Source organism: Rhizobium leguminosarum bv. trifolii WSM2297 (assembly GCF_000271845.1).
Window position 1 is genome coordinate 1,680,272 of sequence record NZ_JH719395.1, and the last position, 24,859, is coordinate 1,705,130.

Annotated in this window: 28 protein-coding genes and 1 tRNA gene; 12 read left to right on the forward strand and 17 right to left on the reverse strand. The window is 62.5% G+C overall.

The features are described 5' to 3' along the window. Window positions 1-136: 136 nt before the first annotated feature. A complete protein-coding gene (locus tag RLEG4DRAFT_RS23585) occupies window positions 137-463 on the reverse strand; it encodes an RcnB family protein (RefSeq protein ID WP_003580546.1) in 327 nt (108 codons plus the stop codon). Window positions 464-602: 139 nt separating this feature from the next. Continuing rightward, window positions 603-806, reverse strand: a complete 204-nt coding sequence (locus RLEG4DRAFT_RS23590) for a hypothetical protein (RefSeq protein ID WP_125869652.1) — start codon at window positions 804-806, stop codon at window positions 603-605. Here RLEG4DRAFT_RS23590 and RLEG4DRAFT_RS23595 point away from each other — a divergent pair. Both RLEG4DRAFT_RS23595 and RLEG4DRAFT_RS23600 read left to right on the forward strand, forming a co-directional pair. Beyond that, the gene (locus tag RLEG4DRAFT_RS23595) at window positions 790-1,173 is read left to right on the forward strand and encodes a VOC family protein (RefSeq protein ID WP_003580547.1); all 384 of its coding nucleotides are present in this window, start codon (window positions 790-792) and stop codon (window positions 1,171-1,173) included. The genes RLEG4DRAFT_RS23590 and RLEG4DRAFT_RS23595 overlap by 17 nt on opposite strands. 165 nt (window positions 1,174-1,338) lie before the next feature. Then, complete coding sequence (locus tag RLEG4DRAFT_RS23600) at window positions 1,339-2,661, forward strand: hemolysin family protein (RefSeq protein ID WP_003580548.1); 1,323 nt, start codon at window positions 1,339-1,341, stop codon at window positions 2,659-2,661. Here RLEG4DRAFT_RS23600 and chrA read toward each other — a convergent pair. Both chrA and RLEG4DRAFT_RS23610 read right to left on the reverse strand, forming a co-directional pair. Continuing rightward, a complete protein-coding gene (gene chrA, locus RLEG4DRAFT_RS23605; protein ID WP_003580550.1) occupies window positions 2,658-4,079 on the reverse strand; it encodes a chromate efflux transporter in 1,422 nt (473 codons plus the stop codon). The two genes, RLEG4DRAFT_RS23600 and chrA, sit on opposite strands and share 4 nt — an antisense overlap. Before the next feature lies 1 nt (window position 4,080). After that, on the reverse strand, window positions 4,081-4,896 hold the full coding sequence (locus RLEG4DRAFT_RS23610; RefSeq protein WP_003580552.1) for a chromate resistance protein ChrB domain-containing protein: 816 nt from the start codon (window positions 4,894-4,896) through the stop codon (window positions 4,081-4,083). 369 nt (window positions 4,897-5,265) lie between these two features. Here RLEG4DRAFT_RS23610 and RLEG4DRAFT_RS39110 point away from each other — a divergent pair, with 369 nt between their 5' ends. Further along, the gene (locus RLEG4DRAFT_RS39110) at window positions 5,266-5,583 is read left to right on the forward strand and encodes a hypothetical protein (RefSeq protein ID WP_003580554.1); all 318 of its coding nucleotides are present in this window, start codon (window positions 5,266-5,268) and stop codon (window positions 5,581-5,583) included. Window positions 5,584-5,863: 280 nt separating this feature from the next. Here RLEG4DRAFT_RS39110 and RLEG4DRAFT_RS23615 read toward each other — a convergent pair whose 3' ends face one another. Continuing rightward, window positions 5,864-6,166, reverse strand: a complete 303-nt coding sequence (locus tag RLEG4DRAFT_RS23615; RefSeq protein WP_003580556.1) for a hypothetical protein — start codon at window positions 6,164-6,166, stop codon at window positions 5,864-5,866. A 220-nt stretch (window positions 6,167-6,386) separates the two neighbouring features. Here RLEG4DRAFT_RS23615 and RLEG4DRAFT_RS23620 point away from each other — a divergent pair, with 220 nt between their 5' ends. After that, on the forward strand, window positions 6,387-6,698 hold the full coding sequence (locus tag RLEG4DRAFT_RS23620; protein WP_003580557.1) for a hypothetical protein: 312 nt from the start codon (window positions 6,387-6,389) through the stop codon (window positions 6,696-6,698). Window positions 6,699-6,710: 12 nt separating this feature from the next. On the opposite strand, the gene RLEG4DRAFT_RS23625 is transcribed toward RLEG4DRAFT_RS23620, so the two are convergent. The 9 genes from RLEG4DRAFT_RS23625 to RLEG4DRAFT_RS23665 all read right to left on the reverse strand — a co-directional run bounded on the left by RLEG4DRAFT_RS23625 (window position 6,711) and on the right by RLEG4DRAFT_RS23665 (window position 15,072). After that, window positions 6,711-7,007, reverse strand: a complete 297-nt coding sequence (locus tag RLEG4DRAFT_RS23625; RefSeq protein WP_003580559.1) for a hypothetical protein — start codon at window positions 7,005-7,007, stop codon at window positions 6,711-6,713. Window positions 7,008-7,162: 155 nt separating this feature from the next. Then, a tRNA-Lys gene (locus RLEG4DRAFT_RS23630) sits at window positions 7,163-7,238 on the reverse strand. A gap of 228 nt (window positions 7,239-7,466) precedes the next feature. Then, window positions 7,467-8,378: a PhzF family phenazine biosynthesis protein gene (locus RLEG4DRAFT_RS23635; RefSeq protein WP_003580561.1), complete on the reverse strand. Its 912-nt coding sequence runs from the start codon at window positions 8,376-8,378 to the stop codon at window positions 7,467-7,469. 129 nt (window positions 8,379-8,507) lie between these two features. Then, complete coding sequence (locus RLEG4DRAFT_RS23640; protein ID WP_003580562.1) at window positions 8,508-9,278, reverse strand: NUDIX hydrolase; 771 nt, start codon at window positions 9,276-9,278, stop codon at window positions 8,508-8,510. Between the two features lie 8 nt (window positions 9,279-9,286). Continuing rightward, complete coding sequence (locus RLEG4DRAFT_RS23645) at window positions 9,287-10,396, reverse strand: endonuclease/exonuclease/phosphatase family protein (RefSeq protein ID WP_003580563.1); 1,110 nt, start codon at window positions 10,394-10,396, stop codon at window positions 9,287-9,289. Between the two features lie 117 nt (window positions 10,397-10,513). Next, window positions 10,514-11,533: an ABC transporter ATP-binding protein gene (locus tag RLEG4DRAFT_RS23650; RefSeq protein ID WP_003580564.1), complete on the reverse strand. Its 1,020-nt coding sequence runs from the start codon at window positions 11,531-11,533 to the stop codon at window positions 10,514-10,516. Then, complete coding sequence (locus RLEG4DRAFT_RS23655; RefSeq protein WP_003580565.1) at window positions 11,521-13,215, reverse strand: ABC transporter permease; 1,695 nt, start codon at window positions 13,213-13,215, stop codon at window positions 11,521-11,523. The genes RLEG4DRAFT_RS23650 and RLEG4DRAFT_RS23655 overlap by 13 nt, the downstream gene beginning before the upstream one ends. Before the next feature lie 7 nt (window positions 13,216-13,222). Next, window positions 13,223-14,200, reverse strand: a complete 978-nt coding sequence (locus RLEG4DRAFT_RS23660; protein WP_003580566.1) for an ABC transporter substrate-binding protein — start codon at window positions 14,198-14,200, stop codon at window positions 13,223-13,225. 104 nt (window positions 14,201-14,304) lie between these two features. Continuing rightward, window positions 14,305-15,072 (reverse strand): alpha/beta fold hydrolase, encoded by a 768-nt coding sequence (locus RLEG4DRAFT_RS23665; protein ID WP_003580567.1) that lies wholly within the window; start codon window positions 15,070-15,072, stop codon window positions 14,305-14,307. Between the two features lie 189 nt (window positions 15,073-15,261). Here RLEG4DRAFT_RS23665 and RLEG4DRAFT_RS23670 point away from each other — a divergent pair, with 189 nt between their 5' ends. The 3 genes from RLEG4DRAFT_RS23670 (at window position 15,262) to RLEG4DRAFT_RS23680 (ending at window position 18,157) form a co-directional block, all read left to right on the forward strand. Beyond that, on the forward strand, window positions 15,262-15,732 hold the full coding sequence (locus tag RLEG4DRAFT_RS23670) for a MarR family winged helix-turn-helix transcriptional regulator (RefSeq protein WP_003580568.1): 471 nt from the start codon (window positions 15,262-15,264) through the stop codon (window positions 15,730-15,732). Window positions 15,733-15,954: 222 nt separating this feature from the next. After that, on the forward strand, window positions 15,955-17,013 hold the full coding sequence (locus RLEG4DRAFT_RS23675; protein ID WP_003580569.1) for an aldo/keto reductase: 1,059 nt from the start codon (window positions 15,955-15,957) through the stop codon (window positions 17,011-17,013). Window positions 17,014-17,113: 100 nt separating this feature from the next. Further along, window positions 17,114-18,157, forward strand: a complete 1,044-nt coding sequence (locus tag RLEG4DRAFT_RS23680; RefSeq protein WP_003580570.1) for a DUF2278 family protein — start codon at window positions 17,114-17,116, stop codon at window positions 18,155-18,157. 199 nt (window positions 18,158-18,356) lie between these two features. Here the strand turns inward: RLEG4DRAFT_RS23680 and RLEG4DRAFT_RS23685 are convergent, their stop codons facing one another. Beyond that, entirely contained in the window at window positions 18,357-19,577 is a 1,221-nt protein-coding gene (locus RLEG4DRAFT_RS23685; protein WP_003580571.1) for a PLP-dependent aminotransferase family protein, read from the reverse strand. Between the two features lie 301 nt (window positions 19,578-19,878). On the opposite strand from RLEG4DRAFT_RS23685, the gene RLEG4DRAFT_RS23690 reads away from it, so the two are divergent. The 4 genes from RLEG4DRAFT_RS23690 to RLEG4DRAFT_RS23705 all read left to right on the forward strand — a co-directional run bounded on the left by RLEG4DRAFT_RS23690 (window position 19,879) and on the right by RLEG4DRAFT_RS23705 (window position 22,450). Then, window positions 19,879-20,979, forward strand: coding sequence for a branched-chain amino acid aminotransferase (locus RLEG4DRAFT_RS23690; protein ID WP_003580572.1), 1,101 nt, complete (start codon window positions 19,879-19,881; stop codon window positions 20,977-20,979). 329 nt (window positions 20,980-21,308) lie between these two features. After that, a complete protein-coding gene (locus RLEG4DRAFT_RS23695) occupies window positions 21,309-21,560 on the forward strand; it encodes a ribbon-helix-helix domain-containing protein (RefSeq protein WP_003580574.1) in 252 nt (83 codons plus the stop codon). Next, a complete protein-coding gene (locus RLEG4DRAFT_RS23700) occupies window positions 21,544-21,873 on the forward strand; it encodes a type II toxin-antitoxin system RelE/ParE family toxin (protein WP_003580576.1) in 330 nt (109 codons plus the stop codon). The genes RLEG4DRAFT_RS23695 and RLEG4DRAFT_RS23700 overlap by 17 nt, the downstream gene beginning before the upstream one ends. Then, window positions 21,863-22,450, forward strand: a complete 588-nt coding sequence (locus tag RLEG4DRAFT_RS23705; RefSeq protein ID WP_003580578.1) for a class I SAM-dependent methyltransferase — start codon at window positions 21,863-21,865, stop codon at window positions 22,448-22,450. Before RLEG4DRAFT_RS23700 ends, RLEG4DRAFT_RS23705 begins: the two co-directional genes overlap by 11 nt. A gap of 45 nt (window positions 22,451-22,495) precedes the next feature. On the opposite strand, the gene ilvC is transcribed toward RLEG4DRAFT_RS23705, so the two are convergent. Both ilvC and RLEG4DRAFT_RS23715 read right to left on the reverse strand, forming a co-directional pair. Then, on the reverse strand, window positions 22,496-23,515 hold the full coding sequence (gene ilvC, locus RLEG4DRAFT_RS23710; protein WP_003580580.1) for a ketol-acid reductoisomerase: 1,020 nt from the start codon (window positions 23,513-23,515) through the stop codon (window positions 22,496-22,498). 50 nt (window positions 23,516-23,565) lie between these two features. Continuing rightward, on the reverse strand, window positions 23,566-24,231 hold the full coding sequence (locus RLEG4DRAFT_RS23715; RefSeq protein WP_037094067.1) for a TetR/AcrR family transcriptional regulator: 666 nt from the start codon (window positions 24,229-24,231) through the stop codon (window positions 23,566-23,568). Between the two features lie 168 nt (window positions 24,232-24,399). Between RLEG4DRAFT_RS23715 and RLEG4DRAFT_RS23720 the strand changes: the two genes are divergently transcribed. Next, window positions 24,400-24,858 carry a hypothetical protein gene (locus tag RLEG4DRAFT_RS23720; protein ID WP_003580584.1) on the forward strand — a complete coding sequence of 153 codons (459 nt, stop codon included), beginning with the start codon at window positions 24,400-24,402 and terminating at the stop codon, window positions 24,856-24,858. Window position 24,859: the final 1 nt, after the last annotated feature.

Below are 24,859 nucleotides of genomic sequence, written 5' to 3' on the forward strand. Positions count from 1 at the left end.
TTGCGCCCAGCCAATCTCCCCACCTGTGGGGGAGATGCCCGGCAGGGCAGAGGGGGGTGCCACACGGCACGCCCCTTTCCGCCCTTCGTCTCAAAACCGGAAAGGGCGGCCGAAGCCGCCCTCCTCGTATCCACAATCAACGACCACCAACAATGCTGGAGATCACGCCACTGGTGACGCCGATCAGCAGGTAGTCGTTGTCGGCGCGGACCCAGCGATAGCCGCGCGGCGGCGGTGCCAGACGGTAGCGGCGGTAGTCGTTGACGTCGTGGAAGCGGCGACGCTCGCTGGCGTTGACGCGATATCCCTTCTTCCAATGCGGCCGGATGACCGTCTTCTGGACGACGACCTTCTTGTGCACGACGACAGGCGGACGGCGATAATCGTCGGCGCTGGCTTGGGAGACAACCATCGGCGACAGAAGGAAGGAGGCGGAAAGCAGAGCTGCAAAAATCTTTTTCATGTGGGGGTTCCTCATGTTGGGCACGGGAGAAAACTAGGGCCGAAAAGATGAACCGAAACTGAAATTAAAATTAAACTTTCGTAATGGAATCCGGGAGCTTGTGGCCAGATTCTTGTATTTTAGATGAGGCTTACACACCTTACGAATAGCCGTTTTCCCAAGCCGGCACGGTCGACGCACCGCCCTGTCGATCGGATTCGATTTTCGGAGAGAATGAGCGCAGATTCAAAATCATCGCGCGTCTTGCGCACAGCCGATCAGGGCCCTCAGCTTCATCGGAGGTCGCGAGTGCGTTCGAGACAACGCAAAAAATGATGGAGGAAACCATGCCCGGCATCAGCATGCGCTATATCGTCGACGACGTCGACGCCGCCTTGGAATTCTACACGAGACATCTCGGCTTCCAGGTCGCTCTTCACCCCGCCCCCAGCTTCGCCATCCTGACCCGGGACGGTTTTCGTCTGCTCATCAGCGGCATGCTGGGGCCGGGCGGAGCCTCCCAGGCAATGCCGGACGGGCGAACGCCGGAACCCGGCGGATGGAATCGCATCCAGATCGAGGTCGCGGACCTGGAGGCGGAGGTCGCAAAGCTGCGCCAGGCCGGCGCGTCTTTTCGCAACGAAATCGTCCAGGGCATTGGCGGCAAGCAGATCCTGCTCGAAGACCCGGCTGGAAATCCGATCGAACTCTTCGAACCGCCGAAGAGATGATTGCCGCGGCAGCGATCATGCTCTCCGTATCGGGCAAATCGCCCGCAAGATCCTGACGAGCAGGCCGACACCGACATCGCTCGCAGCAAGAATGGCCGCCGCGCCTTGCTACCTCTGTCCGAGCGTGTAGTTTCGGACTCGGATCAATTCAGAGGTAGGGAAAACATGTCCGAATCCGCGGGCGGGGTCTTCGACTATGTCGGGATATTAGCCGTGCTTCTTCTCGTCGCCGCCAACGGCTTCTTCGTCGCCGCGGAATTCGCGCTGGTTTCGGTCAGGCGCAGCCGTGTCACCGAACTTGCGGCGGCAGGCCGGATGAATGCCTCCGCCCTCCAGCGCGCCGTCGACAATCTCGACGCCAACCTCGCCGCCACCCAGCTCGGCATCACCATCTCGTCGCTGGCGCTTGGCTGGGTCGGCGAGCCGGCGCTTGCCCACCTGATCGAGCCCCTGCTGTCCTGGCTGCCGGGGCAATGGGCGGCAACGGGCGCGCATACCGTCGCCATCGTCATTGCTTTCGTCATCATCACGGCCCTTCACATCGTGCTGGGCGAGCTGGCGCCGAAAAGCCTGGCGCTTCAGCGTAGCGAGGCCACTTCGCTTGCCGTCGTGCGTCCACTGGGGCTCTTCCTGGTGCTGTTCAAGCCGGCGATCTTTGTTCTGAACGGCATGGGCAATCTTGTGCTGCGGGGCGTCGGCCTTCGCGCCGGAACCGGGGAATCGTCGTTCCATTCGCCGCAGGAGCTCAAGCTGCTGGTCGCCGAAAGCCAGGAAGCCGGCCTTCTGAACCAGGTGCAGCAGCAGCTCGTCGAGCGGGTCTTCAACATCGGCGACAGGCCGATCTCCGACATCATGACCCCGCGTCTCGATATCGAATGGTTCGATGCCGACGACAGCGAGGCCGAGATCCTGAAGACCATCCGTGAATGCGGCCACGAACAATTGCTGGTCGCCCGCGGCTCGATCGACGAACCGATCGGCATGGTGTTGAAGAAGGACCTTCTCGACCAGGTTCTCGACGGCGGCAAGGTCCGGCCGATGGAGGTGATCAAGCAGCCGCTGGTGCTGCATGAGGGCACCTCGGTCGTGCGCGTGCTCGACAGTTTCAAGGCCTCACCCGTGCGGCTCGCCATCGTCATCGATGAATATGGCAGCCTGGAGGGTATCGTCACCCAGACCGACCTGCTCGAAGCCATCGCCGGCGACCTGCCGGGATCCAACGAAGAGCCGGACATCGTCGTGCGGGAAGACGGGTCGTTGTTGATCGATGCGATGATGCCGGCCTTCGACGCCTTCGAACGGCTGGGCCTGCGCGATCGTCCGGATGCCGATTTCCATACGCTTGCGGGTTTCGCGCTGCATCAGCTCCAGCATATCCCCGAGGCCGGCGAAACCTTCGTTTTCGATAGCTGGCGCTTCGAAGTGCTGGATATGGACGGCATGCGCATCGACAAGATGCTGGCGACGCGCATCCCCGCGGAAGGCTAGCCCACCGCAAGCGTCCAGAGCATTCCCGATATCGCGCAGGCAAGCAACGTGGTGATGACCGACGTCTTGAACCGGAAGATCGCGATGGCGCCGGCGGCCGACAGCGCCATGGCCGCCGGCACCGCCGATTGCAGCACCGGGATATCGAGCCGCAAGCCTGCGAGGCTGACACTCGCGACCTCGGCAAACAGCGTGTGCAGGCCGAACCAGATGGCGAGGTTGAGAATGACCCCGACCACCGCAGCCGTGATGGCCGACATTGCGCCTGCGAGCGCGACATTGCCGCGCAATTTTTCGATGAACGGCGCGCCGAGAAAGATCCAGAGAAAACAGGGTACAAAGGTCACCCAAGTCGTCAGCATCGCCGCGAGCGTGGCGGCCAGCATCGGGTTCAGCGCTCCCGGATCGCGGTAGGCGCCCATGAAACCGACGAACTGGACGACCATGATGAGCGGCCCCGGCGTCGTCTCGGCCATGCCGAGACCGTCGAGCATCTCGCCGGGTTTCAGCCAGCCGAAATGCTGCACGGCCTCCTGCGCGACGTAGGCCAGCACCGCATAAGCCCCACCGAAGGTGACGACCGCCATCTTGCTAAAGAACAGACCGATCTCGGTAAGGACGTTGCCCGGCCCAAAAGCGAGATAGACCGCCGCAACAGGCACGATCCAGAGGGCAAGGAACACCGCCGACATGCGCAGCGACCATGCAAGGTTCGGACGCGCGTGCGCTGGGATGCCCTCGCCGAGCGCCGACTCGGCATCCGAGAGCACCGGGCCGCTTCCCGCCTTGTGGCCGCCGCCCGCCTTGAAGGCTGAAAGCCCGAGCCTGCCGCCGAGGAAACCTGCGATGCCGGCGGCGAGCACGATCAGCGGGAACGGCACGTGCAGAAAGAAGATGGCGATGAAGGCCGCGGCCGCGATGCCGACCATCACCCGATTTTTCAGCGCCCGGCTGCCGATGCGGATGACCGCCTGCACGACGACGGCAAGCACCGCCGCCTTCAGCCCGAAGAACAAGCCGGCGACGATGCCGACATTGCCGTAGGCCGAGTAGATATAGCTGAGGCCGAGGATCGACAGAAAGCCCGGCAGCACGAACAGAATGCCGGCGACGAGGCCGCCCAGCGTGCGATGCATCAGCCAGCCGATATAAATGGCGAGCTGCTGCGCCTCCGGCCCGGGAAGCAGCATGCAATAGTTCAGCGCGTGCAGGAAACGGTGCTCGCCGATCCAGCGTTTCTCGTCGACGATGATCCGGTGCATGACGGCGATCTGGCCGGCCGGGCCGCCGAAGCTTAAGGCCGCGACGCGCAGCCACACCCTGAGGGCGTCGGCGAACGGGACACCGTGATAATGCCCCTCGCCCGCGTCCTTCTCCGCCGTCTCACCGGCAGGCGTACTCCCTGTCATCTCTGCCATCTCACGCCCCCTTCTTCGGCGAGGGCCAGTTGTGGGTTTCCTCGGTCGCATCACGGCACCAGCGGTAGAAGGCGTCGTAGAGAAGCATTCCGGCCTCGAGCTGCTCCAGATCGTCGGAATACATTCTGGAGAGGCCGAGCGAAGCGGCGAGCAGGCCGGGCGCCTCGGGCGCGAGATCGAGCCTGGCAGTATCGGCCGCCCGGACGATCCTTGCGAGGTGCAGCAGCGGCGCCGATGCCAGCCCGAACTCCTCGATCATCACGTCGAAGGTGCAAAGCTCGTCGCGATGGCTCCAGAACACGCCTTCGATATCGAAGGGCACGGCCTCGAAGCGGTCGCCGACCGCAAGAACCTCGGAGGTCGGCACGAACAGAAAGACGGCATCTGGATCGACGAAGCGCCGGATCAGCCAGGGACAGGCGATGCGGTCGATCTTCGGCCGCGACCGCGTTACCCAGACGGTGCGACCTTGTGCGTCTCGGCGCGGTAGCTTTGCCTCGGGCACCGCCAGCCCGCCGGCGATCCAGGCTTCGAAGCCGCCTTCGAGGCTTTCCGCGTCGATCCCGGCATGTCTGAGATAAGCCGCAACGCCGTGGCTGAGCTTGGCGCCCCTCTGGCAGACCACGACGACGGCATCCGCATCGATGCTGGACGCCCAGGATGCAACGTCGGCATGGCTGCGCCGGATCGAGCCCGGCACCAGGCGCGGATCGAGCGCGAAATCCTCCTCCGTGCGCACGTCGACGATGGCAGGCGCACCGGGAGTTCCGATGAGGCGGTTGAGCTTGTCGGGAGAAATTTCGAGAAATGACGGCATGGCGCGTCCTCCGTTGATCGGTTTACTGGACGCGATTCTTCAGCATGACGCCTCGTGGGGTGATCGCAACCCCATGCAGAAGCATTGGCAAACGGACCCCACCCTGTCAAGCACGCGCTTCAGCTGTGGCGCTGCGATCCCGCGGCCCTTCGAGGGCGGAGCCTCGAAGAGCCCGCCGCAGCATTGCTCGTTGCAGCAATCCACCGCCGGCAAACCGCCCTCCCGCCAAAGGCTCACCGGACTGCCAAAAAGCTGCTCTCGCCCACCGCCCTCACGCTGAAATTCCTGCCAATACAGACGCTTCAGTCCCGACATGGAACAAAAAGCCCACTTCGGCATTCTTCTGTCACCGAAAGAGGAGAAAGTACCATGACGTACGACCCCAATAATGCCAACGACCCCAACCGCCCGCTGAACCCAAATCTGGATCTGCGCACCACGCCAAGCGCGCGCACCAATAATACGTGGGTTGTCTGGGTCGCTGCATTGGCCGTGATCGCTGTCGCTGCATTCGCCTATTCGCAGTGGAGCACTCCGGGCACATCTCCGGATACGACAGCTTCCACGACCCAATCCGAGCCCGCGCCGGTCAAGCCGATCGCTCCGGCTGACAACAGCGCTACACCGGCACCGGCAGCACCTGCCACGCCGGCACCTGCTACACCGGCTGCCCCGGCCCAGCAGTAACGCGGTCGAACGAAGCCGGCCTAGCGCCGGCTTCGCCGCTGCGCGCTCTTGAAGAATTTTTAAGCAAACCCTACTTAAGGGCTATCATATCTGTCTCTGACGGCTGACCACGGATGTACTGGCAGCCGTCATGGAGACTGATCGAGGAAGGTCGGTGCGAATTTCGCCCGGCCTTTTTTCTTGACCTGGTCATCGACGCGAGTCCGGTATTCACACCGATTTGTCCGAGGAAATCCGAAAGAATGCCGGGAACCGTATTTGGCCGGGCTTTGATCGGAACTTATTTCGGGATCCTGTTATAGAAGGACTGGGGATCGTACACGCACTCGTAGTCGAGGAGGCACATCTTGCCGTTCGCATCCCTGACCCTTGCGGTGTCGTACTTGTCGCCGAGATTGCACCTGGCCGGCGGATAACGGAAACTGCGGCCGCCAAATCCCATGCGCAGGAACACCGCCTTGTCCTTGCGGATGATCTGCGCAAGCTGCTCGCAACTATGATCCCTGGCATTGACCTCCACCGCTTCGACGGCAAGGGCCGCCGACGGAGACAACAGAGCGACGGCTAGAAAAATGCTTTTCATGAAAACTCCTGACTGTGAGAAGCGAAGGTAGAGCGCAAGGCCCCCTGCGGCGAGTCGGCAACCACCCAAGTCATGCCGTCTGAATCGCCCGTCTCCTTCGTGCTCCCACACGCTTTAGAGAAAGGTGGATCGCTCTTCAACGGATTGTCGGGAACGCCCGCGCAATGAACTCCCGCCTCGCCTGCGATGCCCTCATCCTATCCATTAAGATGTTTCGTCTATGCTGCCGACCATGAAACCGACCTTCGGACGCAGACGCCCCGCATCACCTGAGCCACGGATTAAGGCGGCCGCGGCGCAGAAGATCGGTGCATCGCCCGACTGGCCAAAGATCAGGCAAAACGTCAGAAATGCCGCCCTCGCCCTTCTGATCGCCGCAAAGCTTGCCATTGTGGCGGTCCATGTCACCAGACTCAACGCCTCGCAACCTCTCTCGGAATATGGACCGCCGATCGCACTGATGGCGGGCTCGGTGATTGTCATCCTCGGGGGCCTTTGGCTGGCCGGCGTGAAACTCAGCGGTGGCGATTGAAAACATGGAACTTCAGGGAAAATTGTAGGACGAGGCGGGATCGAGGACGCAGGCATAGTCGAGAATGCACTGCTTTCCCTCAGCATCGCGAAAACTGGTCGTGGTGCGCTTGTCGCCAAGGCTGCATTGAGCCGGCGGATAACGGAAGCTGCGGCCGCCGAAGCCGACACGGACAAACACCTTTTTGCTCTGGCGAATGATCTGCGCAATCTCGCCGCAGCTATGATCGCCTGCTTTGACGTTCGTCACGCCGGCGGCGAAGGCCGGCAACGGCAGAGACAGGGCGATCGCAAAAATGACGCTTCTCATGGCCCCCTCCCGATATGCGAGAGGAAGATAGGGCGCGCTGGTCGATGCGGCCAGCCCGGCGCACAACTCCGACCATGTCGCCCGCTTCCACAATCATTTCCAGCAGGCCGGAAAATCCGGCCTGAATTCGAAAACATCAATCTTTTCAAGAGATTTGGTGGGTGATGTAGGGCTCGAACCTACGACCCGCTGATTAAGAGTCAGCTGCTCTACCAACTGAGCTAATCACCCGTTCGCGCTTGGCTGCGCGGTGTGACGGGGCGTATAAACAGGATCGGCAGGCTTGTCCAGCGCATCGGCGAAATTTCTTTGGTTAATTGCAAAGATTTTTCGGCATGACTGAAATGCAGCACGCAGCCCCGAAAATCGGACCCGGTTTTCGCAAAGGATTATCCGCAGATTCAAACGCATAGAGCGTCGTTGGCGCGGCCTATCGGCACGCGGGCCGCTCTGATGAAATCAAAGGTCGAGCGTGCCGCTGGCCAGCCGCACTGCCTGGCCGCCGATCCGCGCGTTGGAGATCGTCCCGCCGTCGACATCGATATGCAGATGGATGAAGGATGGCCGGCCCATCTCGACGCCTTGCTCGATCATGATCGGGTGATGCCCGTCCGTCAGCCGGTCGAAATGGTGGATCGCGCCGGAGAGTGCCGCCGCCGCCGAACCGGTGGCCGGGTCTTCGACGATGCCCATGCCGGTTGCGAACATGCGCGCATGGAACTTCGCCACGTGGTTGACGCCGCCGCGGCAATAGACATAGGCGGAAGCCAGCGCGCCGTCGACGAAGGGCACGATCTTTTCCCAGAGCTGCGGATCGAATTCCACCCGCTGCGCCGCGCCGACGTCGTGGACGGGAATAAGCAGGAAGGGAACGCCGGCGCTCCAGATCGAGGGCACGTGATTTTCGAAGCCGATCTCGGTGACCTTCAGCGACAGCGCATCGGCCATCCCGAGCTTGTCGAGCGGCATGACCGCCTGCTGCGATTTGCGCGGCAGATCGAATTCGGCAAAGCTCGCCTCGCCCTCCCTCAGCCGCACGGCGCAGCGCACCGGCCCGACATTTTCCTCCAGCACCGTGACGAGATCGCGGGTCGTGGCGCCATTCGCCCGTTCGGCGAGCGCCACGGCCGTTCCGACCGTCGGATGGCCGGCAAAGGGCAATTCGCGGCCCGGCGTGAAGATCCTGAGCTTCGCCGCATAAGCGGGATTGCTCGAAGGCTGCACGAACACCGTCTCGGAGAGATTGATCTCCCGGGTAATCGCCTGCATCGCCTCGTCGCTGAGATCGTCTCCGTCGAAGATCACCGCCAGCGGGTTGCCCGCAAGCTTTCGATCGGTGAACACGTCATAGACGCTGTAGCTTCGCGCCACATCGGCCTCCTTGAATCGGTCATCGCGCCGCCAACCTGCCCGACCAAACGGCCGAGTGCAAGGCGGTAAGTCAGATGGATGCAAGGAGCCAAGCTGGAGCGTGTCATTCGAGGCTCCAGCTTCCGCCTCTTATGAGCCCGCCTTGCCGAAATACCACTCAATCACCGGCAGCATGGCGACGTTATAAGGATGCGCCGTCGGATCGGCGGAGCGGATCGCCACCGCACCGGCGATCTCCTTGTCCTCGGCGACCAGCATGTGGGCCTCGATCCGCTTCACCATCTCATCCGCCGTCATGTCGAAGCGGAAGAGCCGCATGAGCGTTACGGTGCGCCTGGCGTGGCTGGCGTAGAGCCCCGGCCCCGCCACCGCATGGGCCAGATCCAATCCGGTCTCCTCATGGACCTCGCGGCGCATATTGGCCTCGATGTCACAACGTCCGTCGACGATATCTTCAGGCTCCAGCGAGCCGGCGGCGAAATAGACCTGGCCGGGATTGGCAGTATGGGCGCCCATACGAATCGCCACCAGCGCGCCGTCGGCGCTTTCGAGCACCGGATAGGCGAAGATGTGCAGGCCGCCTTGGCGCTGCGGCTGCCGGCGCCACCACATGAAAGCGGAAAAGGGAGTGACGTAGCCCTCCCCCGATATCCCGTCTTCACCGAACGACAGCCCCTGCTGGAACACCAGACGCCCATCGAAGAGCGCCGGGTTGGCGGCGGTTTCCTTGGCCCAGTTCTCGCGGATCGCCGCTTCCTCGGCAAGGACCAAGGGGTGGCTGCCGGGCAGGATGCGCAAATCGACGCCGGCAATCGGAAAGACGGTAGCCTCCGGCGGCCAGCCGGCGAAATCATCGGAGAAATCGCTGTTTGCAAAATTCATGTTCAAATTGGTTTTCATGTTCGCTTTCAAGGGAGATCCAGTGTCATGACGACGGGGCAGTGATCGGACGCCTTCGGCCGGTCCCAGCCGGTGCGCGGATAACGTTCCACTTCCTGCCCCGGCGGGAAGATGGTGCGATAGGGCTGGCCGCTGCGGATGATGTCAGGCAGGCGGCTGGCATTGTGGGCGGCGAGATCAGGCGAAAGCCAGAGATAATCGAGCTGGCAGAGCCACTGCTCCTGCGGCCCGCGCGTATGATAGAGCGTCCAGCGGTCGAGGGGCGCACGGCGGCGCACGACGTTTTCGGCAAAACCGTCATGGCTGAAAACGTCGAGCGCGCTTTCGGCCTCGTCCTGATGCTCGAAACGATAGCCGGCCCCGCGGCGGCCGATGACATCGACGCGCTCCTGGTAGTCGTTCATGTCGCCACAGATGGCAAAACTCTTCTTGCCCGTATGGCCGGCCCCGAAGCGATCCTCGATGATACGGCGCACGGCGCGCGCCTCGGCGCGGCGGATCGGCATCGTCGATTGCCGCCCGTCGAGCCCGTCGCGCGGATTGCCCATCGATTTGAAATGCACAACATAGAGCGAGAACGGCCGGCCGCCGATCAGCAGATCGAGCTCCAGGCAGTCGCGTTTGAAGATCTTGTCGTCGATGCGGTTGGTGAGCGCCAGTTCGTCGTCGAAGAGATCGAGATCGCGATAGGTCGTCATCGCATGGCTGCGGATGTCCTTGAGCTCGATCTTCTGGCCGTCGCGCGTTTCCTCGCGCATCAAGACGGCGACATCGATGCCGCGGCTGTCATTGCCCTCGACCAGAAATTTCTGCCGGTAGCCGTTTCCGACCATGCGGAACAGATAGCCGTATTCGAAGGCCTGCAACGCGGCCATGTTGTCGATTTCCTGCAGGCAGAGGATATCGGCATCCGCATCGGCGATCGCCAGCGCCGTCATCTGCCGCGTGTCGTCGGTCGCGGCGATCACCCGCGCCTGCTCGAGCTGCTGATAGACGCCCTCGCTCGACACCTGGAAAAGCTTGATGACGCGGTCCTGGCGCAGCTGGTTGCGGAAGCCGGTGAAATCGAAACGGGTCAGCAGGTTTTCGACATTGAAGGTGCCAAGGCGAAGCGACATGAAAAGGATCCGGTTGCGTGCGGTACCTTATCCAGCAAAAGCCGCAGGAAAAGATGGCAGGGCCAAGAAAAATGCGAATAACCGCCCCTCTTACAGCTCCCGATGCGATTATCTCGATCAAAGCCGCCACCCGGCACGGATGACGACGCGTACCGCTTCACCGGGCACGAGAGCCACGCGGCTGAAGGCGCGCAACGTCTGGCCGTTGCCGAGCGTGAGCTTGACGGCATGACGCTCGCCCTCGAAAAGCACGGCTTCGACGGTCGCCGGAGCCCCCTCACCGCCGATGGTCACATCCTCCGGCCGCACCAGAATATCGGCGCCATCGGTATTGGCCGCTTGTAGCGCATCCTGCAGCTCGTCCCACTCCAGATGACGCTCGCCGCCCAAGACCGGCAGCGTGAGAACGGCGCCGCGTCCGATCAGGCCGCCGACAATGCGCCCCTCCGGCCGGGCGTAAATTTCGGCCGGCGGCGCCACCTGCAGCAGGCGCCCCTCGGACATCACGGCAACGTCGGTCGCCAGCGCCATCGCCTCGCTCTGGTCGTGGGTGACGTAGATCATCGTCGCGCCGGAGCGCTGGTGGAACTCGCGAAACGTCTCCTCCATCTCCTGCTTCAGATGCCGGTCGAGATTGGCGAGCGGCTCGTCGAGCAGCACGACATCGGGCGATGTCACCAGGCAGCGGGCGAGCGCCACGCGCTGGCGCTGGCCGCCGGAGAGATCGGCCGGCCGCCGGTCGGCGTAATCGACGAGGCGCACGGTGGAAAGCGCCTCGCGCACTTTCGCCCGATAGGCCTCACCCGAGACACCGCGCACTTTCAGGGGGTAGCCGACATTGTCGGCGACGCTCATATGCGGCCAGAGCGCATAGGACTGGAAGACCATCGCCATGTTGCGCTTTTCCGGCGGCAGCGCTTGCGCTGCATCGGCAAGCAGCCGTTCGCCGAGATGGATCGAGCCGTCGGAGGGCGTCTCGAAACCGGCGATCATCCGCAGTACCGTCGTCTTGCCGCAGCCGGAAGGCCCGAGCAGCGCCAGGAAGCCGCCCTCGCGCACATCGAGCGAAAAGCCGCTGACGGCGGCCCGGCCGGTGCCGAAATCCTTGGCCACCTGGTTGAGGATCAGCTTCGCCATGGGACCACCCCTTTCGGCAGGCGTTTGGCCAGCAGTTCGAGCAGCAGCATCATGACGACGACCATGAGCACGACGAGCACGGAGAGCGCCGAAGCAAGGTCGGAATTACCGCTGTCGTCGAGATTGTAGATGGCGACACCGAGCGTCTGCGTGCCGGCCGACCAGAGCAGCGCGGAGATCGTCAACTCGTTGCAGGCGATCAGGAAGACGAGGATGACCGAGGCGCCGGCGGCGGGCGCAATCAGCGGCACGATGATATCGAAAAGCCTGCGGAAGAAGCCGGCGCCGGAAAGCCGTGCCGCCTCTTCCAGCGCCGGGTCGAGCTGGTGGAAAGCGCTGACGACGGGTTTCAGGCTGACGGCGAAGAAGGAGGGGAAATAGGCAATCAGGATGATCCAGATGGTGCCGTAGAGCGAGATGTGCAGGAACGGGATCGGGGCGGCGAATACCAGGATGAAGGACACGGCCATGACGATGCCCGGCAGCGAATAGGGTATCTCGATCAGGCTGGAGACGATGCGCGAAGCCATATCCTTCCGCCGCGTCAGCGCGTAGGCCGCAAGCACTGTCACCAGCAGGAGACAAAGTGCGGTGGCGGTCGCCAGCGACAGCGAATTGATAAAGGCGGTGCGCGTCACCGCCTGGCGGAAGAGGATCTCCTCGAAGGCATGCAGCGACATGGTCTTGAAGGTGAGCGGCACGCCATAGGCCGGCACCAGCGCGCCGGCGACGAGCGCAAAGAAGGGTGCGGCCAGCATGAAAAACAGGATCGCCCAAAGCAGCGGCGTGAAGAGGAAGCGCCAGGCGCCGAGCTCGAAGGCGGCACTCGCCCCCGATAGCCCGATCACGCGATAATCGCGGCCGCGCAGCGCCCGATCCTGGATCATCAGGCCGGCGACCGAGATCATCGCGATGATGCCTGAGAGCACGGCGACATCGCCGAAGGTGCGGCTGGTGAAGGCCGAGAATTTGGTGAAGATCAGCGTCGGCAGCGTGAAGATCGAGGCTGGAATGCCGAGAATGGCGGGAATGCCAAAATTGCCGGTGCAGGAGACGAAGGAGATCGCCGCCCCGGCAATGATGCCGGGCAGCGATAAGGGCAGGATGATATCGCGGAATACCCGCACGCCGGAGGCGCCGGAAAGCCGCGCAGCCTCGACCCCGTCGCGCGGCAGCGTCATCAGGCCGGCCCGGAGCGCCAGATAGACCAGCGGCGCATGCTGCACGCCATAGAGCAGCGCGATGCCACCCACCGAATAGAGCGGCTGCGGCGAGCCCATTGGCGGGGCGATCGAGAGAGCCTTGAGGAGCGGGCTCGATGGCCCCGACATCTGCAGCCAAGCCAGCGCGGTCACCTGCGGCGGGATCATCATCGGCAGCACGAAGAAGAAGCTGAGCAGCCCCTTGCCGCGAATATCGGTCAGCGTCAGCAGAAAGGCGAAGAGGCAGCCAATGATAAGCGAGATGATCGTGCCGAGAATTGCAGCGACGATGGTGTAATAGGTCGCCGACCAGAGCGACGGGTCGCCGAGCACAGTCAGAACGCTGCCATTGGCGAAGGCCGCTATCCCGGCCATGGTTAGGCGGGCGAGCGGCAGCACGCTGAGGATCAGGACCGTAAAGACGACAAACGGAAACAGCCACGCGGGCTGGCTGTTTCCGGTTTTGACATAGCCGCGCATGGAAGGATCAGTTCGAGCCGTAGATGCCCGAGAAGGTCTTCAGATCCTGGTCGGTATTCTTCAGCGCCTCTGCGGCCTTGATCGGCAGGACGTTGATGGTGTCGCGCGCCGGGAAACCTTCCGGCACCTTCATGCCGTTGCGGGCCGGGATGTAGCCGAGCTTGAGGAAACCCTCCTGGCCCTTTTCGGAGAGCACGTAATCGACGAACTTCCTGGCGGCATCGGCGTTTTTGGTGCTGGCAAGGATGCCGACCGGCTCGGTAACGGCCGATACGCCTTCGCTCGGGAAGACGAACTCGACGGGAGCGCCTTTGGCCTTCTCGCGGATCGGCAGGTAATCGACGACCATGCCGTAAGCCTTCTCGCCTGAGGCGACCGACTTCAGCACGGCGCCGTTGCCGCCGGCAGCGATCGCACCGTTTTCCGCGAGCGACTTGTAGAAGTCCCAGCCGAGGCCGGGAACGGCGGCAAGCGTCTGGGCGTGGATGAGCGCTGCACCCGAAGCAAGCGGGCTCGGCATGGTGACGAGGCCCTTGGCTTCCGGCTTGGTCAGATCCTTCCAGCTCGCAGGCTTCATCGCGGCCGAGGTGTTGTACATGATGCCGGTGGTGATGAGCTTGGTCGAATAGTAATAGCCGTCGGCGTCATAGAGCGCGGCGTCGTACTGGGCAGCCTCCGGCGACTTGTAGGCCATCAGCTTGCCGTCTTCCTTGAGGCGTTCCAGCGTGACCACGTCGGCGATCAGGAGAATATCGGCAACCGGATTGCCGGCCTGGATCTCGGCCTGGAGTTTGGCCATGATCTTCGGCGTACCGTCACGGACCCAGTCGACCTTGATATCGGGATTGGCGGCCATGAAACCATCGACCGTCGCCTGAGCATCTTCGTTCGGCTGGCTGGTATAGAGAACGAGGTTTGCGGCCGAAGCCGGAATGGCAAACAGGCTCGCGGCGAGAAGCGCTGCGGCGGAAACGATCGTTTTCATGGGAGGGGTCCTCGGGATTGCGTCGCCCCTCCCTTATTAGGGGTCGTTGACAGAGATGTGACAGGGCGCAGCGGCTGCTCACGCCCTGCGCCACTGCGTTGGCGTTACTTCGCGGCCTCTTCGATGAGCTCCGCCACCTTCTGCGGCTGCGAAACCATCACGACATGGGACGCGCCCTCGACCACGACAGTCCGCTTGGAGCCTGCCCTCTCGGCCATGAACCCAAGGGCTGCGGCCGGGATGTTCTTGTCGCCGGTGCCGTAGACAAACCATGACGGCAGCGTCTTCCAGGCGGGCTCGCCGGATTTTTCGGTCAGGGCCGCTTCCGTGATCGGCCGCTGGGCCGCCGCCATCAGGGCGGCCTGTTCGGCCGGCACGTCGCTGGCGAACTGGTCATGGAATTTGGCCTGGTCGATATAGAGATCGACACCGCCTGCGCTGAGTTTCACCGGCGCCGCCAGCGCACCGGCCAGCGAGCCGCCGGGAAACTTGCCGGCGAGATCTGCGACCGATTCCCCGGCTGCCGGCGCGAAGGCGGCGACATAGACCAGAGACTTGACGTTGTCATGGCCATTCGCGGCGGTCGAGATCACCTGCCCTCCATAGGAATGGCCGACGAGGACGACGGGGCCGGCGATGCTGCCGACGACATCGGACACATAGGCGGCGTCGCTCGAGACGCTGCGCAGCGGATTGGCGGCAGCAACGACCGGGAAGCCATCCTTGCGCAGGATTTCGACGACGCCGTTCCAGCTCGATGAATCGGCAAAGGCGCCGTGGACGAGGACGACGGTCGGCTTGGCCGGCTGAGCGACGGCAGCACCGGAAAGAAGTGCGCCCGCCAGGGCGGCGACAGCGGCAAACTTGAACATGGGTCATTTCCTTTCGTCGGTTGAGCAATGGGAGCCGAACCAGGAGCCACAGGCCGTAACCTACTCCCTTCAGCATTTAATTTGTAAGCGATTTATTTGTACGCTATATAAATAGTCTCCCTTGTTTGCGGCGTCAATAGCTTGCAAATAGATCGTGCACAAATTATATTGAAGTTAGAGGAGAGCGTGATGAAAGACACCCCATCGAATGATCTCGCCGACGTGCCGAAGATCGATGAAATGCTTTGCTTTTCAATCTATTCGGCAGGCCACGCCTTCAACCAGCTTTACCGTCCCCTGCTCGACGAGCTGGATCTGACCTATCCGCAATTCCTTGTGATGACCGCCCTTTGGACGCGTGACGATCGCACGGTGAAGGATCTCGGCGAGACGCTTTTTCTTGACTCCAGCACCCTCACTCCGCTCTTGAAGCGGCTGGAAAATGTCGGCCTCGTCACCCGCAACCGAAATCCCGCCGATGAGCGCCAGGTGCTCTTGCGTCTGACACAGAAGGGGCAGGCCCTCAAGAGCCGCGCCGCCCATGTGTTCCACTGCATCGGCAAAGCCGTCGGTCTCGACGCCGAGACCGTGAGCAAGATTCGCGATACGATCGCGTCGCTCCGCGACAACATTCACAAGAAGGACAAGGACGAGAGCTGAGGCAAGGCGGCGCCCACCGCGTCGTCGCCACGCCAGGACGATTTCCATCGACAAGCCGATCCCATATTGTACGATCTGCCGCGTGGCCCAGCGACCCTTGACCGATCGGAGTCTCAGCGCCCGCAATCTCGCCTACCCCTCACGCCGGCGTGAACACGCCACCATATGTCATTCTACAGCGTTGAGGTACGTCAATCCCGTTTCGGTGAAGGAGGAGTTTCAATGGAATATCGTCTGCTTGGCCGTTCCGGCCTGAAGGTTTCGACTTTGACCATGGGCACGATGACTTTCGGCGGCGTCGGCTGGGCGAAGATGGTCGGCGATCTCGGCGTCTCCGAGGCGAAGAAGATGATCGATATGTGCATCGATGCCGGCATCAATCTGATCGACACCGCCAACGTCTATTCCTCAGGCGAATGCGAAAACATCATTGGCGATGCGCTCGCCGGCAGGCGGCCGCAAGGTGTCCTGCTCGCCACCAAGGCCCGCTTCGGCATGGGTGACGGCCCGAACGACCGCGGCCTGTCGCGCTACCATCTGATCCGCGAATGCGAGGCGAGCCTGAAGCGCCTGAAGACCGACGTTATCGATCTCTACCAAGTGCATGAATGGGACGGCCAGACGCCGCTCGAAGAGACGATGGAAGCGCTTGATACCCTGATCCGGCAGGGCAAGGTGCGTTATGTCGGCTGCTCGAACTATTCCGGCTGGCACATCATGAAGGCGCTCGGCATTGCCAACGAGCACCGCTACCAGCGCTTCGTCAGCCAGCAGATCCATTACACGCTGGAAGCGCGCGACGCCGAATACGAGCTGCTGCCGATTTCGATCGACCAAGGCCTCGGCGTGCTGGTCTGGAGCCCGCTTGCCGGCGGTCTGCTCTCGGGCAAACACCGCCGCAACCAGGCAGCACCGGAAGGCACGCGCCAGTTCGCCGGCTGGACCGAACCGCCGATCCGCGACGAAAACCGCCTCTGGAACATCGTCGAAACGCTGGTCGCGATCGGCGAGGAGCGCGGGGTCTCGGCCGCTCAAGTGGCGCTTGCCTGGCTGATCGGCCGAAAAGCGGTGACTTCGGTCATCATCGGCGGCCGCACCGAAGCCCAGTTCCGCGACAATATCGCCGCCGCCGAGCTGAAGCTGACAGAGGACGAGCGCAACCGCCTCGACGCCGTCAGCCTGCCGCCGGTGATTTATCCCTACTGGCACCAGCTGAACACGGCGAGCGACAGGCTCGGTGAAGCCGATCTCGAACTTTTCGGCCCGCATCTCAAGCAATAGGCAATCATGGATCACGCTTTGCACGGCGAAGGATAGCGTCATAAAAGATGCACTTTCGCCGTGTTACCGTAGGACCCCGCTACTCCCCGCGAGGTTCGCCGTGCTGAAGAATTACAAGGTCCTGAAGGGTACGGCGAGCGCACTCGCTCTGGACGACGACAACGATCCCCACATCGAGATCCGTATCGAGGCGAACGGCATCAGCTACCGCATCGCGCTCAACGTCCGCTCCAAGGAATCGCCGCACGACCTACTCTACGCCAATATCGTCGATTTCAAGCACCTCGCGCTGACCGAGGCGCTCGAAGAACTGCCGATGGGCCTGACCGACATCCGCAAGGACCGTCCGGAGCTTGCGATCGATTATGTCCGCGGCGGGCTGATCGAACGCGAAGACATGGATGTCGCGCCCTTCCAACTGTCCGGCCCGAAGAACGACCTGCGTGATTTCATCGAGCCGATCGTCCAGGAAGGCATTGCCGATTCGGACGTGCATTTCTACGCCTTCGGTGAGGCCTGGGGCCCGGAGAACAACAAGCCCGACCAATATTTCGATTTCGAGCCGGGCAACGGCATTCACGACATCCACATGAACCAGGGTGACGGCGGCAGCTTCAAGGCCACCAACGGGCCGAACCAGGACGGCGCACTGCTCGTCCATTTCAACGATACCGACGAATGGGCGGCGATCTTCCTCTGCTTCCAGTCGCAGAACTGGAACACCGATGCGGCAACCGGCCATCCGGTTTCCGACAACCGCGGCGGCCAGGGCCGCGGCGAAGGCACCCGCCGGCCGCAACCGGTCGTCGCCTCGTCCCTACGCATCCTCGCCGCGCTGATCAATCCGGTGAACGGCGAAGGTGGCACCGAGGCCGAGACGGTGACGATCATCAACCGCTCCGACATGGCGGCATCGCTGGACGGCTGGAAGCTGGAGGACGAAAATGGCAGGACCCAGACACTGTCGGGAACGCTTGAGGCCGGCGAGATCCGCACCATAGCGCTCGATGCCGGAAGCGGCGGCCCGCAGCTTGCCAACAGAGGCGGCGACATCATCCTGCGCAATGCCGACGGCGCCGTGGCCGACCGCGTCGGCTACGGCAAGAGCGAGACGGCAAATGAGGGCTGGACGACGATCTTTTGATTGGCGTTTGGCTGGCTCCCTCTCCTCCCTCATTCCTGTGCTCGTCACAGGAATCCAGTGCGCCCAAGTCTTTGGGCGCGGGAGACTTCCTTCCCGAATGCGGAGTCATTCACGGCGCGGGCGCGCCGTGGCTGGATTCCTGTGACGAGCACAGGAATGAGGGAAGATAGTGAGGTGCCCCTCCCTCAATCAAAAACGATCACCCACCAATCTCGGCCGAGATCAACGCGCCCAGACGGCCGATCCCGTCCTCGATCATCTGCTCGTTGGCGCAGGAGAAGCTGACGCGGAAGGTGTTGGCGCCGGAGCCGTCGGCGAAGAAGGCCTTGCCGGGCACGAAGGCCACCTTGGCGGTTTCGAGCGATTTCGCCAGGAGCTTGGCGCCGTCCATGCCTTCCGGCAGCGTGATCCAGATGAACATGCCGCCTTCCGGCTTGGTCCAGCTCGTGCCCTCGGGCATATATTTTTCCAGAGCTGCCAGCATGCAGTCGCGGCGCTTCATGTAAGCGGCCTTGATCTTGGCGACCTGGACATCAAAGCCGCGCTCGGCAACATCAGCGATCGCCATCTGGTTGATCGTCGAAGAATGCAGGTCGGCTGCCTGCTTCATCAGCACCAGCTTGCGGATGACGGGCGCGTTGGCGACGATGAAGCCGACGCGAAGGCCGGGCGCCAGCGTCTTGGAGAAGCTGCCGCAATAGATCGTACGCGTGGTGTTGATGTCGCCCTTCTCAGCGATCTCCAGCGCCAGGATCGGCGGGATCGGATCGCTATCGTAGCGCAGCGACTGATAGGCCGCATCCTCGATGACGGCGATGTCGAGCTCTTCGGCCAGCGCCAAAACCTTCCGGCGGCCCTCGAGATCGACCGTTTCGCCGGTCGGGTTGGAGAAGTCGGCGGAGAGATAGGCGAACTTCACCTTGCCGCCGGCAGCGCCCGCAGCCGCGCGGTAGGACTCCGGCGTCCGGTTGCCGTTCGGCGTCAGCTGGTCGTAGGCCGGCTCATAGGCGTTGAAGGCCTGCAGCGCGCCAAGATAGGTCGGCCATGTCACGAGCGCGGTATCATCAGGCGACAGGAACAGCTTGCCGAGATAATCGAGACCCTGCTGCGAGCCGGAGACGATGAAGACATTGTCGAGTTCGCAGGGGATGCCGAGATCGGCCATCTGCCGCACCAGCCACTCGCGCAGCGGCTTGTAGCCCTCGCTGACCGAATATTGCAGCGCCGAATTGACGGCAGCGCCATCGAAAATATCGGCATAGGCCTGTTTGAATTCCTGATCGGGAAACAGCGCCGGATCCGGAATGCCGCCGGCGAAGGAAATGATGTCGGGCCGGTCGAGAAGCTTCAGGAGCTCGCGGATTTCGGATGCGCGCATGCGCGACGAGCGCGACGCAAACATGGTGTCCCAGTTCAGCATGGGGTTTCCTCGTATTTTCTAATATCCGTAGCTGATCACGGGGGGGAATTTATGTCAATAATACTGACCTATTTTCTTGTCGCTGAGACAAAGTTTGAAGATCCGGCATTCGAGAGCCCGAACCAGTTGGGTAGGCGTTGGAGCTTTCACGCAATGGCCTGCCCGGTTGCGTGAAAATTTGCCGCTTCGAGCGACTATTCCTCTGATCAAAAGCGGAAACCGGCCGATTCAGACCTTTCCAAAACCGGCCCGGGGGCAGTAGTGTGCCGCCCATTATTCAATGGACTATCAAGGTGCCAGCATGACCGCGACGTCGACCTCTCCTGAAATCAACATCGAACTCCACAAGTCTCCCGTCCCCGACGCCGATCGCATCAAGGCACTGGAAACACCCGGCTTCGGCAAGATCTTCACCGATCACATGGTGCTGGCACGCTGGACGGCCGACAAGGGTTGGCACGATGCGAAGGTGACGCCGCGCCGCCCCCTGGAACTCGATCCGGCAAGCGCCGTGCTGCACTACGCTCAGGAAATCTTCGAGGGCATGAAGGCCTACAAGGCAGACGATGGCCGGATTCTGCTCTTTCGGCCTGAAGAGAACGCACGCCGCTTCGCGCAGTCGGCGACCCGCATGGCGATGCCTCCTGTGCCCGAGGAACTCTTCCTGAAGGCGGTCGAAGCACTGGTCAGCATCGACAAGGCCTGGATTCCGTCCGGCGACGCCAGCCTGTACCTTCGCCCCTTCATGTTCGCCAACGAGGCGTTTCTCGGTGTCCGTCCGGCTCAGGAATATGTCTTCTGCGTCATCGCCTCTCCGGTCGGCGCCTACTTCAAGGGCGGCGCGAAGGCCGTCTCCCTTTGGGTCGAGACCGAATACACCCGTGCAGCCAGCGGCGGCACCGGCGCTGCGAAATGCGGCGGAAACTACGCAGCCAGCCTCGTGGCGCAAGCCGAGGCTTCGAAGAAGGGTTGCGATCAGGTCGTCTTCCTGGACGCCGCAGAGCATCGCTGGGTCGAAGAACTCGGCGGCATGAACGTCTTCTTCGTGATGAACGATGGATCGATAGTGACCCCGCCTCTTGGCGGCACGATCCTGCCGGGTATCACCCGGGCCTCCGTCATTGTGCTCGCCGAAGAAAGGGGGTTGCGCGTGGAGCAGCGTCCCTACTCCTTCGCGGAATGGCAAGAGGATGCCGCCAGCGGCAGGCTCGTCGAAGCGTTCGCTTGCGGCACTGCCGCAGTCCTGGCGGGCATCGGCCTGGTTCGGCATGCCGGCGGCGAGTTTCTGGTCGGAGACGGACAGACCGGCAAGCTGACCAGCGAACTGCGCCAGCAGCTCGTCGGTCTGCAGAAGGGCGTAACGAATGATGAGCACGGCTGGACGCGCCTCATTCCGGCCTGAACTCCAGACCTTCCACGCGAACGGCGGCGCCGACACCGACAGGGTGGGCGCCGTTCTCGGCCTCGCCCGCAATGCAGTCGGGCTGGCGGCAGCTCTCAGACTCGCCCCCCCGCCAGCGCGATCATCTATGCGACTTGATGGCTGAGATCCTGACGCGCGCGACGCCCGTTTCAAGGGTCTCGAGCGCATCATCGATATGGATAAAAAAGACCGACCTTGATGTGACCCAAGTGCTCGACGGCGGCGCACAACGCTTCTATCACAATGCGGGGAATGGGAATCTGGCAGCAGGGGCGCTGAGCCGGCATCTACGGACGGCACCGAATTCAATGGCAAAAATGACGATCATGCTTCCGGATAATCTGGCGGACTACGTCGCACGCCGTGTTGCAAGCGGCAGATACAGCAGTGCCGGCGCATATCTGGCGGAACTCGTCCTGAAGGATCAGAACCACCGCAAGCTCGACGACGACGAACTGCGTGATATCCTGAGGCAGGCTGAGGAGAGCGGCATCAGCGACCGGCGCATTGCCGACATTCTGCTGGAAACGAAGGCGAAGCTGCGTGACACCCCGCTATAGGCTGACCCGGACCGCAGACGCCGTGCTGTCAGGCATCGATGAATATGCCAGCCTGCATTTCGGCGAGGCGCAGGCGGATGCCTATCTTCTCGATTGGGACAGGATTTTCGTGCTTCTTTCGCGCGTGCCCTCCATGGGAGACGAGTGCGACGAACTCGGATCCGGCCTCCGCCGCCTCCTCCACATGCGCCACGTCGCTTTCTACCGCGAAATACCGGACGGCATCCTCGTCATCGACATCATCGGCGCCGACCGGCTTCCCGATAGACACCTTCAATCAAACCGACGATCGGCCGGCCCGCATGCCCAGTGACAGCACTTCCGCCTTTTACGAGGAAAATGCCGCGACATACGCCAGCCGGGCGCGCAGCCTGCCCAAACAGCAGCTCGATGCCTTCCTCGCCGGTATCGCACCGGGTGGCGCAATCCTCGAACTCGGCTGCGGTGGCGGCCAGGACAGCGCCTATATGCTGTCGCAGGGTTTCGACGTGACGCCGACGGATGGCTCGGCCGAGCTTGCAAGGCAGGCGGAAGTGTTGATCGGCAGGCAGGTGAAGGTCATGCTGTTCCAAGAGCTCGACGCCGACCGCGCCTTCGACGGCGTCTGGGCGCATGCGAGCCTTCTCCACGTCCCGCGGGCTGGGCTGCCCGATGTCTTCGCCCGCATCCACCGCGCGCTCAGAACCGGCGGCCTCCTTTACGCAAGCTTCAAGGCGGGGGAAGCCGAGGGCCATGACGGCTTCGGGCGTTACTACAACTACCCCTCCGGCGGATGGCTGTCGGAGCTTTTAACGAAAGACGGCTGGCGCAACCTCGCCATCGAGGAAAGCGATGGCGGCGGCTATGACGGCAAGCCGACCCGCTGGCTGACTGTGAGCGCAGAACGATAAAGGCCGGAGCTTTCGCCCCGGCCTCTCGCAATCGTCTAGAACGACTTAGTTGACCGACTTGTCGACCAGCTTGTTCTTGCCGATCCAGGGCATCATGCCACGCAGCTTGGCGCCGACTTCCTCGATCTGATGGCTGTCGTTGTTGCGGCGGATGCCCTTGAAGCGGGCAGCGCCGGAGCGGTATTCCTGCATCCACTCGGAGGTGAACTTGCCGGTCTGAATGTCCTTCAGGACGCGCTTCATCTCAGCCTTGGTTTCTTCGGTGATGATGCGCGGACCGGTGACGTATTCGCCCCACTCGGCCGTGTTGGAGATCGAGTAGTTCATGTTGGCGATGCCGCCTTCATAGATCAGGTCGACGATCAGCTTCACTTCGTGCAGGCATTCGAAATAGGCCATCTCAGGCGCATAACCAGCTTCCGTGAGCGTTTCGAAACCGGCGCGGATGAGCTCGACCAGACCGCCGCAGAGAACGACCTGTTCGCCGAAGAGGTCGGTTTCGCACTCTTCGCGGAAGTTGGTTTCGATGATGCCCGAACGGCCGCCGCCGACGCCGCAGGCGTAAGAGAGCGCCAGTTCAAGCGCATTGCCGGACGCGTTCTGGTGAACGGCGACGAGGCAGGGAACGCCGCCGCCCTTCTGGTATTCGCCGCGAACCGTGTGGCCCGGGCCCTTCGGCGCGATCATGACGACGTCGACCGAAGCCTTCGGCTCGATCAGGCCGAAGTGAACGTTGAGGCCGTGAGCGAAGGCGATGGCAGCGCCGTCGCGGATGTTCGCAGCGATATCGGTCTTGTAGATGTCGGCCTGCAGTTCGTCGGGGGTTGCCATCATCATCAGGTCGGCCCAGCCGGCAGCTTCGGCAACCGTCATGACCTTGAAGCCATCGGCTTCGGCCTTCTTGACTGTGGGCGAACCGGCCTTGAGGGCGATGACGAGGTTCTGGGCGCCGCTGTCCTTGAGGTTCAGCGCATGGGCACGGCCCTGCGAGCCGTAGCCAATGACGGCGACCTTCTTGGCCTTGATGAGGTTGAGATCGGCATCACGATCGTAGTAGACGCGCATTTGAAGTTCCTTCCCTTGTGCTTGTCATGTTGACTGTCATTAAGGCGAAATCAGCCGAGAACCGGCATCTCCGCCAGAACCTTGTCCGTGCCGTAGAGCCGGAGGAAGGCGGTGACCGCCCTCTCCGCCTGGCGCGCGGTATCCTTGAGGCCCGGTTCGCCGAGCAGCATGCGCACATGCAGGTCGGAAACAACAAGGCCGTAAAGCGTGTGATAAGCCTCATCGGCATCGGAAAAACGCAGCAGCCCTGCCCTCTTTCCGGCATCGATCAGCGCCATGGCGCGGCGGTCGATCTGGCGGCGGCCGCGCTCGAGCAGTAGCTTTCCGAGCTTCGAACCGTCGCGGTTCGACTGGCCGATCGCCAGCCGGTTCAGCGCCAGCGAGACATCGCCGGCCAGCACCTCCAGCAGGTCACGCGCGAAAATGACGACATGGTCGTGCAGGCTCGCCGCCGTCAGCCGCTCGCCATTACGCTCGAAGGTGCGCACCTTGCTCGCCTGATAGGCAATCATCGCCGACAGCAGTCCGTCGCGGTCGCCGAACCACTTATAGAGGCTTTCCTTCGAGCAATTGGCGGCACGCGCGACACCCGAAGTCGTCAGCGCCTTCTCGCCGCCATCGACAAGCAGCCGCAGCGCCTGCTCCAGAACGGCGTTCTGGCGCGGCGAAAACTCGCTCGGCTCTGCGGTATCGACGGACACGGTCAATGCTCCCATATACGTACCGTACGGTACGGTTCGTGAGGTTTATGCGACAAACCGATCGAGCCGTCAAGCAGGCCCGGCAGATTTTTAACGGGAAAGCTCGGGGAGACACCAGAATGGGATAGGCGCGCATCCGTCAGCATCGCATAATGTCGCCCATGCCATTGCCGGGAGCTTTCCATGTCGCGCTTGCCTGCCGCCTTTCTCGTCGCCGGAGCAGTCATCCTGGGAGCATCGCTCCTCAGCGCCGGCGCCTTCGCGCAGTCGGAAAACGAGGTCTATAACAGGATCGAGGAGCTGCACGGCAATGCCGAGGCCTTCGACCGGCCGCTGCGCCAGCTCGTGCAGGCCATGCGCTCACATGACGCCGAATCCATCGCCGGTCTTGCCGAATATCCGCTGACCGTCAAAGCCAACGGCGAGACTTATGAAGTCGAGAACGCTGAGGATTTCATCGAGAATTTCGACGATCTGGTGACGCCGGAGACGCGCCGCGCCGTCGGGCGACAGCAATATCAGGATCTCTTCGTCAACAGCGACGGCGTCATGCTCGCAAACGGCGCCATCTGGATGGGCGCGGTCTGCGAGGATAATGCCTGCGACAACAGCCATTGGGCGATCATCGCCATCAACAATTAGA